The organism is Neolewinella aurantiaca (genome assembly GCF_008014675.1).
GTDB classification, from domain to species: domain Bacteria; phylum Bacteroidota; class Bacteroidia; order Chitinophagales; family Saprospiraceae; genus Neolewinella; species Neolewinella aurantiaca.
Window position 1 is genome coordinate 99,794 of sequence record NZ_VOXD01000011.1, and the last position, 12,426, is coordinate 112,219.

The window sequence follows — 12,426 nt, forward strand, 5'->3', positions numbered from 1 at the left end:
GGAATAGCTAGGGATTGTGAGAGAATAAATTACATATTTTTTAAAGGCAATGTTAACTGTTTTAACCGAAATTGACCACTGATTAATTCCTGGAAGCTGATAGTACTAATGTGGTGTCAGCGGCCTTAATGTTGCGTTCGAAAATTCAAATACGAGCATGTACTTAGTGTACGGCACTTGATTTTCTGAAACGAAACACTAGATACATATAACATGAAACAAAGATCACTTTTTAGAATGATCAGGGTTTTAACCTTGTTCCTGTTCGCTTTATCAGGGGGGATTTCTCACCTGCAGGCACAATCAATAGTTACGGGTTCTGTTGTCGGTTTAGAGGACGGAGGCCCGTTGATTGGAGCAACCGTACAGGAAGTAGGGGCTGCCAACGGCACAATAACGGATGTTGATGGTAATTTTTCCCTACGTCTTAATGAAGATGGCGCAACCCTCAAGGTGTCCTATATTGGCTACATTACGCAGGAAATTGTGGGTGCTTCTTCTCCGCTGACCATTGCTTTGGTCGCTGATGATCGTACACTCGATCTCGTAACGGTTGTAGGATACGGTACCCAGAAGAAGAGCGACATCGTCAATGCTGTTGCTACCGCGGAAATGGATCGGGCAGTTTTAACGCCGACTTCGGACGTGAACGAGATGCTGCGCGGGCGCATCGCCGGACTCCAGGTAGATGTAGGTGGCGGAAGCCTCCGGCCTGGCGGAACGTCGGATATCATCTTTAGAGGCCGTGGTTCCATTGAAGGCAATGTGAGCGCTATTTACGTTGTTGACGGTATCATCAGAGACGGGGGCATTGAGGATATCGACCCTGACGATATCGAATCCATCGAGTTTCTTAAAGATGCTTCGGCTCAGGCGATCTACGGTTCACGGGGCGCTAACGGTGTGGTTTTGATCACCACCAAACGCGGTGAAGCAGGTAAGGTAAGTGTGAGTTACCACGGTTACCTTTCCACTAAGTCGCTGGAAAGAAACTTCGACGTTTACAGTGGTCAGGAATTTGCACAGCTGAGACGCGAGGCAGTAAGGTCTACCAATGCCGATGATGTCTACTCTCCGGATTCCGACATCTTTTCGGAACTGGAATTGGCGTCTATCGCAAACAATGAATTTGTCGATTGGGAAGATGAATTGGTTGATCAGGGCATGGTAAACAGTCATGCGATCAGTATCAGCGGGGGCTCAGAAAAGACAAAGGTCTTCGGTAGCCTCAACTACTTTAAAGAGGACGGAATTATTCCTACTTCCAGTTACACCCGCAAAACATTGCGCCTGAACGTGGACCAGCAGTTGAACGATAAGTTCTCCGTCAACTTCGACCTGAACATGTTGAATGACGATACGGAAAGGGCGGCAAACGTGAATGTAATCACTACTTCTCCTTTGGGCCTTGCCTATGACGCCAACGGTGACCTGACCCAGTTTCCGAGTGGAGAGGAGCTCTCGGCGATTAACCCTCTCTGGAACCTGAGAGAGCAGTCGAACGATACCAAAGGGAACGATTTTGTGATTAATGTTACCCCTAATTGGCAAATCACCAAAAACCTTATGTACCAGTTGAAGACAAACTTCACCCGGCGGAACATTGAAGGTGGACAATACCAATCGTCGTTGAGTTCTGCGGGCGATGATGTGAACGGGATTGCAAGAATTAACAACCAGTTGAGAGAGTCTTACCTGGTAGAAAATATCCTAACCTACAATAAAGAATTCAACTACAACCACATCGTCAACCTGACCCTGGTTCAGTCTGCACAGGAAAACCAGTTCAGCCGAACATTTACGGAAGGGCAGGGCTTCACTAACGAAAGTCTGGGCTACGACGGAATTACGAACGCCATTGGAAACGTATCTGTAGTACGCGACAAAAACAGACAACGACTGGCGTCCTTTATGGGAAGGGCGCGGTACAACCTGATGAATAAGTATCTCTTCACGTTCACCGCCAGGGCGGACGGAGCATCGGTTAATTCTGCCGATAATAAGTGGAGCATCAACCCTGCCGGCTCATTTGCCTGGAAACTGCACAATGAAGATTTTTTAGACGGTAATGATGCTATTCAGGAATTGAAGTTCAGGACAAGCTATGGTTCACTCGTAAACGATTTGGGCCGCGCCTATACTTCGCTCTTTACAGCTCAGGGACAAAACTACATCTTCGATCAACAGTCTGCATCCGGCTATTCTCCTTCGGTGATTCTGCCCAATCCGGACTTGAAGTTTGAGCGGATAACGACATTCAACGTCGGGCTTGACTTTTCGCTGTTCAAGAGGTTTGTCGAGGGTAACATCAACTACTACGACGCCAGAACAACTGATTTGCTTCTGCGGCGCGGAGTACCCTCTACGACGGGCTATCAGTACACCTTCTTCAACGCAGGAGAACTGCAGAACAAGGGAGTTGAGCTTAGCCTGACGGCGAACATCATCAACAAAAAAGATTTCAGCTGGTCAGTGTCCACAAACTGGTCGAACAACAAGAACAAGATTCTTGAACTGTACGACGACGGTGATGGTAACCCAATCCTGGAAGACGATACGTATAACTATTTCGTTGGGCAGGCCGTTGGCGCAATCTACCAGTATGAGTTTGACGGAATCTTCCAGGAAGGAGATGATTTCGACGGTGCTCCGCAGGCCAACCCCGAATCTATCCTGACGCAGGAGAACCTGCGGCCGGGTGACATCAGAATCAAGGACACCAACGGCGTTGATGCGGACGGAAACCGAACTGGCATACCTGATGGTAAAATCACTCCTGAGGATCGGGTATTTATTGATCCGAACCCGGATTGGTTCGGTTCCTTCTCTACCACTTTAGCCTATAAAGGCTTCGATCTGTTTGTTGATTTCTACGCAGTAAGCGGCGCAACGAAAGTCAATCCTTTCTTATCCGACTTCAATAACGGAGGAACCATTTCAGGTAAGTTGAATGGTATTCGGGTAGACTACTATACTCCGGAGAACCCCTCCAGTGAGTTCCCGAGAGCGAACTTTGACGCAACGCCACTTTACCTTAACTCACTTGCGGTTAAGGACGCTTCGTATTTACGTCTGCGAACGGTAAGCCTGGGCTACAGCCTGCCGGATGCCCTCACTTCAAAACTGCGCATGGAGCAATTGAGAGTATACGTGACGGGTACCAACCTGTTCACCGACACCGACTACCTTGGATACAGCCCGGAGGTAAATATCAGAAGTACCTTCTCCAGTGCAGACACCGGCTACCCTGACGCTCAAAGTTTTACCGTCGGCCTGAGAGCTAAATTTTAATTTTAAAATAATTAAATTATGAATACTTTAATGTATCGCGCGCGAACCCAAGGCCTGTTGGTGTTATCTCTGGCATTGGTCATTAGTCTTTCTTCCTGCGAGAGCTTCCTCGAGGAACAACCAAGTACGCTGATTGATTCAGACTATATTTATACTACTGAGGAAGGCCTGAAATCTGGTGTAGTAAGCTTGTACAAATTCAACAGAGACCGGTATGATCAGAGCACCGAAGATTTTATGGGTGCTACGCTGATGTCGTCCAGAAGTGATCTTGCTTTCAGCCGGACGGGTTATACAGGTCTTATGGGCAGGTACCAAAGAGGTGTTTCGCCGGTAGACCAGGGGGCAAATTTTGTCTCTTCTTTGTTCTGGAAGCACTTTTACAACATTACCAATAAAGCTACAGAAATCATCAACGCTGCTGAGGCGATTGAAGACATCGATGAAGATGCGAGAAATACCATTCTGGCAGAGGCTCGGTTCTTCAGGGCTAACTCTTACTTCTACCTGTACCGGATGTTCAACAACATTTACGTTACGACGGAGACGGTTACGGTAGACAATGCGTTCGATGTCGTAAACGATAAGTCTTCGGAGGAAGAGATATTTGCGCTGTTGAACAGTGACCTTGACTTTGCCGTCGAGCACCTGGAGTGGACCGGCGTTTTTGGCCGTGTCACCAAAGGAACAGCTAAACACCTCAAAGCCAAGGTGGCGATGTGGGAAGGTGATTGGGAGGAAGCCAAGAGCCAGGCACTGGACGTGATCGAAAGTCCGGACAGTCCACACAGTCTGGTTTCCAGTACTGCGGCAGTATTTGACGGCGACAGAAACCACTCCGAAGCCCTGTTTGTCATCCAGGCTCAGGACGATCTGCTTGGCGGTGGCAACAATACTATGCTCAATGCCAATTACGTAACCCAATACTTCCAGATTGCGGGTATAGAAGCTAATGCAGAGCAGGGTGGCCGCGGTTTTTCGCGTATTCTGCCGAACCTTTACCTTCAGGGACTGCTGGCCGATGACCCGAATGATACGAGGGACGACAACACATACTTCAGGTTGAAATATTACTACACATCCGGGGATCGGATTGGTGAACAAGTAGATGACTATGCGCCAATCACTGATCTGGACAATCCGAGTCCGACATTCGCCCGGTATTACCAGCGGCAGCATCCGTCCTGTATCAAATTTGCTCAGGAAGACGATAACCCCAACTCTTACCTTAACCGGAGCAACATCATGGTTTACAGGTTGGCCGAAACCTACCTGATCGCTGCGGAGGCGATCATGAGGTCTTCCGGTGATCCGTTGCCCTACATCAATGCCGTAAGAGAACGGGCGAATGCTGCCCCCCTCACAGTTGTGGACGAACAGGCCATTCTGGATGAACGTGCGCGGGAACTCGCCTTTGAAGGTCAACGATGGTTCACCCTGAAAAGAATGGGGCAGGAGGTCATTGACCGGCAGATTACCAGCTTTGCGGGAGACGGAGAATTTTTCCCCGATAACCTCGGTGAGAAAGATCCACGGACCAACTGGCGATCTCACTACATCAACTGGCCGATCGCGCAAATTGACCTGGACCTCCTGGGCCCGGGTTACCCACAGAATGACGGCTACTAGACCCGAAACAAGGAGCTGAACCTGAGAATTGTCGCTTTTCTTCCCTGGAATGGTAAATTACGGGAAGGAAAGCGACAATTCTGTTTGTAGAGGGAGGTGCCGGCTCCTCAAAAAGCAGGTCTGCACCTGCGACCGCGCCCGATGAACCACCATAAATTCCGACGCCCTACCCAACGGATACAGCTTGTCGCCCACGTTCTGGTCGAACAGCGTTTTGAGCTTTCAATTATTGATTGTAATATTGCAATGAAACAATGAATGCCTTTTCACGTTGCTTTCAACAAAGCAAAAAAACATAAGGCAGGAGCGACAGGAATTCTGATTCTGGAGGATTATCGCGCCTGGTCTTTTTTATAATCTTGCTGCAACCGGACTTTTAAAAAATAAACATGGCAACTAAAAAGCTAAGCTTTCTCGACAGGAATTTGACGCTGTGGATATTCGTCGCGATGGCAATAGGCGTTGGACTAGGTTATTTCATACCTTCTTTCCCGAGTATTATCGATTCTTTCAGTAGCGGAACGACTAATATTCCAATCGCTATCGGTTTGATTCTGATGATGTACCCACCGCTGGCAAAGGTCAACTATTCGCTGTTGCCCAAGGTGTTCAGAAACGTGAAGATTCTCTCAATTTCATTGATCCTGAACTGGATAATAGGACCTGTGTTAATGTTTCTGCTGGCAATCACCTTCCTGCGCGACTATCCTGAATATATGGTCGGGCTGATACTTATCGGTCTGGCCCGTTGTATTGCGATGGTTCTGGTGTGGAATGACCTGGCCGAAGGAAGTACCGAATACGGTGCGGGCTTGGTGGCATTGAATAGTATTTTTCAGGTGTTTGCCTACAGTTTCTACGCATGGGTTTTTATCACTGTTCTTCCCCCTTACTTCGGTTTCGAAGGGGCTATCCTAGACATTTCGGTGGTTACGATCGCAGAAAGCGTTGCGATTTATCTCGGAATCCCGTTTGTGATGGGTATCCTGAGCCGATTGATTCTGGTGAGACTCAAAGGAGAAGAGTGGTATACTCAAACTTTCATTCCATTCATTTCGCCCATAACACTAATAGCTCTGCTTTTTACCATCGTCGTTATGTTTTCTCTGAAGGGGGAACTGATCGTTAAGATCCCTATGGACGTTTTGATCATAGCTGTTCCTCTGCTGATTTACTTTACGCTGATGTTCATCATCGGCTTCTTCTTCACCAAAGCAACCGGAGCGGAATACGACAAAACTGCTTCGGTGGCCTTTACTGCGGCCGGGAATAACTTCGAATTGGCGATCGCAGTCGCCATTGCGGTATTCGGCCTTAACTCAGGCCAGGCTTTTGCCGGAGTGATTGGTCCACTCGTAGAAGTGCCGGCGCTGATTCTGTTGGTGCGTGTTTCTTTCTGGCTACGCGACAAGTATTACGGAAACACGGTTAAAGGCCAAAATTCTCCGGAGTAAAGAGCCAGGAATGGAGCCGTATTAATTTTAATACGTTTCAGAAAAGTACTCTTGTTTTGTTATCTGGTGGGCAGGCTGTAATTTAAAGTGACCGATACGTACAGTTTGCACGAGTGGACGGACGTCTGCGCTCCTGTAGGAACCAAATGCGGGCAAATAACAAGCAGCAAAGCGTATACCCCAGTCAACCAAAAGCAGTGCTTCAGGTATCCTCGCAACAGGATGATTGGATGCCGGGCAAGGTTAACGTCTTGAAACTGGTGAGGAATGGAAGAAGAAATCCCGAAGATACTTTTTAATACAAGCCAGTCGCTGCAGATTGAGGTGATGACTTTCGAGCAGTTGTTCAGGAAAATATCTCAATCGAAAGACCACAATCCGTTCGCGCCGCATAAAATAGAGTTTTACCTGGTTCTTGTAGTAACCGAAGGCAGCTACACCCATTTTGTCGATTTCAATGACTACGCGTTAGCGCCGGGAAGTGCTATTTTCATAGCGAAGAACCAGGTCCATCATTTTACTGAAAAGCTAACTGAAGCCGAAGGCTACGGGATTATTTTCAGCAGCACTTTCATGGAAGAGTATTACCTCTTGTCCGGTAACCGGAAGTTTAACCGGCTTTTCAATTATCATATTGAATCTCCCGTAATTCGAACGAATGAGCCCGAGGAAAATGTCTTTTCTGAAATTGCGGATCATTTGTACCGCGAATTCAAGTTTCCGAACAGCTTTGCAAAAGCTGAAATGCTGCGCACATTGCTTCACGTTCTATTGCTAAAGGCTGAAAGAACAAAAGAAATGTACTCCGGACGCGGTGCTAAAAAGCAATGGTTGGAAATCTTCAATTCGTTCAAGGACTTACTGGAAACGGACTATGAGTTCACCCGGAACTCGAGAGCGTATGCCTCTAAACTGCTGATTTCCTACAAATTCCTCAACGATGTAGTTAAGCAATTGACCGGCAAGACTGTAAAAGCATTTATCGACGACTTTGTCACCATGGAGATCAAGCGTTATCTGGTTTCTACTTCTTTGTCGGTGAAAGAAATCAGCTACAGAACCGGGTTTGAAGATTCGGCCAACATGGTTAAGTTCTTCAAAAGGAACGCGCAGACCACACCACTCAAGTTTCGAAGAGCAGTCTGATTTCAACTCGTCAAAGCCCTGTACGCGTTCTTGCCGGGAGCGCGTAACTACGGATCAGGACGTGACTCTGATCCGTAGACACCAACGGCCATTTTAGCAAGACGGTTCCACTTTTACCATTTTTGCTGTCGCTTTGATAGCAGTTCAGGCGGAGAAAGCCCATAGTTTTGCTGTACCAAATAACCAAAGAAATAATGAATCGTGCAGCAGCTGTCATTTTATCCCGGAGCCCGGGTAGCCCGGTAAGGGTAGGAGGATAGTAATCTTTTCCCGAGTTGATCGGGGAATTCGGTCTCATTTGCTGTGCTGCCTTATTCAAAGACAATTACCATGACCGTAAATAAATCAGTTCAGATCGATAGCGTCCTCACGGAACTTCACCATGATGCTCGATTCGACCATATCAAAATGCTAAAGGGTGCAAGCCGGAGTGTGTTCAGGCCTATGAAGCCGCAAGACTTCAAAGATGCATATCTCTCTATCTCTAAAAAGCAGGGGGAAGCTCTGACTGAGCTCATCAGGGCTAAAAACTTGCGTACTGTAGTAGAATTCGGAACCTCTTTCGGGATATCCACCTTGTACCTCGCCAAGGGCGTTTCCAGCACGGGCGGACGAATTGTTACCACAGAGCTCATAGCTTCGAAGGCCAGCAAAGCCAAAGAGAATTTCCGGAATGCGGGAGTCGAAGATTTAATTGAAGTAAGAGTTGGTAACGCCCTTGAAACCTTAAGAGACTTCAATGAGCCAATTGATCTCTTATTCCTCGATGGCTGGAAAGAATTGTACCTGCCCCTGTTCAGAATACTTGAAGGTAATTTCAGGTCGGGAACTGTCGTGTACGTAGACAACGCTGATATGGCGGATACAAAAGCCTTTCTGAGGACAATTGCTGAAAGCAAAAAATATCACCTCCAACCCGAATTCAACGGGAAGGTAGTAATCATCACTATTCTTGCCTGAACAACGGAGCAGACCCGCAACGCAGGCCTAAATCAATTATAATATGAGTCAAATAGCAACCTGCCCTACTTGTGGCAGTAAATCAAAGATCAAAGAAAAGGATGGAACCCTAACTTACGAAGCGCTTCAGGATGACGAAGTCATCCTGAAGGTGGGACAACTCAAAAAAGCGATGCAGAAGTTCAAAGAGAAGGCTGAGGCCCTGGAGCAAGAATTGGCTTCCATTAAATCGAAAAACAACCAATAAAATGAAAATCGCAGTAACATCAGCCAGCGGACAGCTCGGCGGAGCCATCGTTAAAGAACTAATCGACGAAATCGGAAAAGACCAGGTGATTGCCATTGCGCGGACCCCCGCGAAAGCCAGTCATTTTGGCGTGGAAACCCGTGAGGGAGACTACAACAGCCGGGAGCACTTCAACCAGGCGTTAAAGGGAGTTGATGCCGTTCTTCTGGTTTCCGGAATGGACGATCCGCAGAAGAGGATTCAGCAACACCGGAATGTGATTGAGGCCGCGAAGCAAAACGGGGTAAGTAAAATCGTTTACACCAGTATTGTAGGCGACGAAAACAAAACATCGTTTAGCGAGGTCGTCAGGAGCAACCGACAAACGGAGAAAGATATTCAGGCTTCCGGCCTGCAGTGGTCCATCGGACGCAATGGAATATATATAGAGCCGGACCTGGAGTATGTTGATCAGTATGTGGCAGAAGGTGAAATCCGTAACTGTGCGGGTGACGGGAAGTGTGCTTACACGAGTAGACCGGAGTTAGGGCATGCGTACACCAAGATGCTTCTCGAAGAGAAGCATAACGGACAAATCTACAATCTGGCAGGCAAATCGATTACTCAGGCTGAATTGGCTGAACTTCTCAATGCTGCTTACGGATCAGACCTCTCATATCACCCCGTTTCCGTGTCAGATTACGCAAAAGAACGTAAGGCAGCCCTCGGCGAATTTATTGGAAGCGTAATAGCGGGCATCTACGAGGGGATTCAACTGGGGGTGAACGACGTAGCCTCCGATTATTCTACAGCTGCCGGCAGGCCTCATCTGTCACCTGAAGAGATGATCGCTAATTTCCAGAAGGGACATTAACGGGCGTAGGCCGTAGCAAGGGGAATCTCAATCTCGTGAGTTCTATTTCGAATTGTTGCCCCAGGATGCGTCCGGTGAATTGTATGTTCTATTGAGGAGTTGTCGAAAGGTTTCTGACGGGCCTTCAATTCAGGCCTTGAGAAGCTATCTTTGAAAGGTTAATCAGGAGCCTTTGGCTGCCTGATTTCCGTCTCTGACCTTCATAACCCATACAATACATGCCGTTTTTTAGCTACCTGGACGAGTATTCAGACATTACTGATATCACATTCCGCGACCGAAAAAGGTTTGCATCTCTGGATAAGTTCTCCCACCAGATTTTACGTGGCAAGTCGTCGTTGAGCGTATCCCAACGTGAAATAATTGCTGCTTACGTCTCCGGCCTCAACGAGTGCAACTTCTGCCAGGGCATCCACACTGAAGTCGCCAAGAATTTCGGTATCGATGAAAGACTTATTGTAGACCTGATCACCAATATTGACCAGGCAGATGTATCTCCTGAATTTCTGCAACTTCTCAAGTACATAAAGAAGCTGACACTGAGCCCCAGTAAAATTGTAGAAGAGGATGCTCAGGCCGTCTTTGCTGCTGGCTGGAGCGAGAAGGGGCTTCAAGATGCTATTTGCGTAGGGGCCTTATTCAACTTTTACAACAGGCTGCTCGACGGACACGGCATCAAAGGCGACAAAAACATGTACGAACTTGGGGCTGTCCACCTGACGAAGAGAGGCTACTCGGTACCCTGGTTTATCCGGTACATCCGAAAATTCATCCGTGAGAGCAGGGTAAAAAAACTGAAAGGGTAGTGGAGCAGGCGTAATAACCACTGCTTGAGGTGCTTTCCACCCAACCCCAACAAAAACGGCCCGCTTTCCGAGAAGGAGAGCGGGCCGTTCTATAAGCAACTTAATGTGAAACCATAAGCCTCACATACATGGCTACATGTTGATTTTGTGTCCACGCTTACGCTCGGCTTCGCGAAGGAGAATCTTCCGCAAGCGGATAGATTCAGGAGTAGCTTCTACGTATTCATCGCCCTGGATGTATTCCAGCGCTTCTTCCAGCGTGAACTTCCGTGGGGGAACGATGCGGGCTTTATCGTCCGCTCCGGAGGAACGCATGTTGGTCAGCTTCTTAGTCTTGGTAACGTTGATTACCAGGTCGTTGGCACGGTTGTTTTCTCCGATTACCTGACCTTCGTAAATCTCTTCACCAGCATCTACGAAGAAACGGCCGCGATCCTGAAGGTTGTTAATAGAGAAAGGAATGGCTTTACCGAGTTCCATAGAAATCAAAGATCCGTTCATACGCCCCGGGATTTCTCCTTTGTGCGGCTGGAATTCTTTGAAGCGGTGCGTCATGATAGCCTCACCCTGAGTAGCGGTCAGCATATTGGAACGCATACCGATGATACCACGAGATGGGATTTCGAATTCAAGAACAACACGGTCGCCTTTTGGAGTCATGCTCAGCATCATTCCCTTACGCTGGGTTACCATGTTGATGGCTGTACCAGACATACTCTCAGGAAGGTCGATGGTCATTTCTTCGACGGGCTCATGCTTAACGCCGTCGATTTCTTTCATGATTACCTGTGGCTGGCCAATCTGGAGTTCGTATCCTTCGCGACGCATCGTTTCGATGAGTACGGAAAGGTGCATTACACCACGACCGTAAACCCGGAAGGTATCGGCGCTGTCCGTGTTCTCTACGCGCAGCGCGAGGTTGCGCTCAAGTTCGGCCTGCAGGCGATCGTGAATATGACGGCTCGTTACGAATTTACCCTCTTTACCGAAGAAAGGAGAGTCATTGATGGTGAAAGTCATGCTCAGCGTCGGCTCATCGATGGCGATGGTAGGCAGTGCTTCGGGGTTCTCGGCATCAGCGATGGTATCACCGATTTCAAAACCTTCGGCACCGAACACAGCACAGATATCTCCGGTCTGTACTTCTTCCACTTCTACGCGGCCGAAACCTTCGTATACGTAAAGGTTACGTGCTTTAGCGCGGGTCTCAACACCTTCACGGTTAATGAGCGTCAGCGACTGGTTTTGTTTCAGGGTGCCACGGTTGAGACGACCAATGGCCATCCGTCCGATGTACTTGCTGAACTCAATGCTGGTAACCAGCATCTGAGTGTTACCTTCTTCTGCCTGGTGCTCGGGAACGTGCTCGAGGATAGCATCGAGAAGGGGAACGATCGAATCGGTCTCTTTGCGCCAGTCGGTGCTCATCCAGCCGTTCTTTGCAGAACCGTAGATGGTAGGGAAGTCGAGCTGCTCTTCGGTAGCGTCGAGGCTGAACATCAGGTCGAATACCATTTCGTGCACTTCGTCCGGCGTACAGTTCGGCTTGTCAACCTTGTTAACTACCACGAGTGGGTTAAGGCCGAGTTTCAGCGCCTTGTCCATTACGAACCGGGTCTGAGGCATAGGACCTTCGAATGCATCAACGAGCAAGAGTACACCGTCGGCCATGTTGAGAACGCGCTCAACCTCACCACCGAAATCGGCGTGACCAGGGGTATCAATAATGTTGATCTTCGTTCCCTTATAGTTAATGGAGACGTTCTTGGCCAGGATAGTGATGCCACGCTCACGTTCCTGATCATTGTTATCCATGATTAGCTCACCGGGCCGCTCGTGGTCGCCGAATAACTGACCTGCGAGGAGCATTTTATCAACCAGGGTAGTTTTACCGTGGTCTACGTGAGCAATGATGGCAATGTTTCTTATGGACTTCATATAGACTTTTTAACTCAGCCACTACTTCCAGGCTGGAAAATCTGCGCTAAGAGGCCGCAAAGATACGGGTTTATGATTTAGAAAGCAGTAAAATAAATTATC

The 12,426-nt window shown here is 48.1% G+C and carries 9 protein-coding genes; 8 read left to right on the forward strand and 1 reads right to left on the reverse strand.

What is annotated here, in order from left to right; genetic code table 11:
- Positions 1 to 237 precede the first annotated feature (237 nt).
- The 8 genes from FUA23_RS08960 to FUA23_RS08995 all read left to right on the forward strand — a co-directional run bounded on the left by FUA23_RS08960 (position 238) and on the right by FUA23_RS08995 (position 10,386).
- Entirely contained in the window at positions 238 to 3,291 is a 3,054-nt protein-coding gene (locus FUA23_RS08960; RefSeq protein ID WP_187270944.1) for a SusC/RagA family TonB-linked outer membrane protein, read from the forward strand.
- Between the two features lie 18 nt (positions 3,292 to 3,309).
- Complete coding sequence (locus FUA23_RS08965; RefSeq protein WP_147930399.1) at positions 3,310 to 4,920, forward strand: RagB/SusD family nutrient uptake outer membrane protein; 1,611 nt, start codon at positions 3,310 to 3,312, stop codon at positions 4,918 to 4,920.
- Positions 4,921 to 5,309: 389 nt separating this feature from the next.
- Positions 5,310 to 6,374 carry an ACR3 family arsenite efflux transporter gene (gene arsB, locus FUA23_RS08970; RefSeq protein ID WP_147930400.1) on the forward strand — a complete coding sequence of 355 codons (1,065 nt, stop codon included), beginning with the start codon at positions 5,310 to 5,312 and terminating at the stop codon, positions 6,372 to 6,374.
- A 267-nt stretch (positions 6,375 to 6,641) separates the two neighbouring features.
- Positions 6,642 to 7,520 carry an AraC family transcriptional regulator gene (locus FUA23_RS08975; RefSeq protein WP_147930401.1) on the forward strand — a complete coding sequence of 293 codons (879 nt, stop codon included), beginning with the start codon at positions 6,642 to 6,644 and terminating at the stop codon, positions 7,518 to 7,520.
- A 330-nt stretch (positions 7,521 to 7,850) separates the two neighbouring features.
- Positions 7,851 to 8,480: an O-methyltransferase gene (locus FUA23_RS08980; RefSeq protein ID WP_147930402.1), complete on the forward strand. Its 630-nt coding sequence runs from the start codon at positions 7,851 to 7,853 to the stop codon at positions 8,478 to 8,480.
- Positions 8,481 to 8,523: 43 nt separating this feature from the next.
- On the forward strand, positions 8,524 to 8,727 hold the full coding sequence (locus FUA23_RS08985) for a hypothetical protein (RefSeq protein ID WP_147930403.1): 204 nt from the start codon (positions 8,524 to 8,526) through the stop codon (positions 8,725 to 8,727).
- 1 nt (position 8,728) lies between these two features.
- On the forward strand, positions 8,729 to 9,580 hold the full coding sequence (locus FUA23_RS08990; RefSeq protein WP_147930404.1) for an SDR family oxidoreductase: 852 nt from the start codon (positions 8,729 to 8,731) through the stop codon (positions 9,578 to 9,580).
- 218 nt (positions 9,581 to 9,798) lie between these two features.
- A complete protein-coding gene (locus FUA23_RS08995; RefSeq protein ID WP_147930405.1) occupies positions 9,799 to 10,386 on the forward strand; it encodes a carboxymuconolactone decarboxylase family protein in 588 nt (195 codons plus the stop codon).
- A 132-nt stretch (positions 10,387 to 10,518) separates the two neighbouring features.
- On the opposite strand, the gene typA is transcribed toward FUA23_RS08995, so the two are convergent.
- Entirely contained in the window at positions 10,519 to 12,324 is a 1,806-nt protein-coding gene (gene typA, locus FUA23_RS09000; protein WP_147930406.1) for a translational GTPase TypA, read from the reverse strand.
- Positions 12,325 to 12,426: the final 102 nt, after the last annotated feature.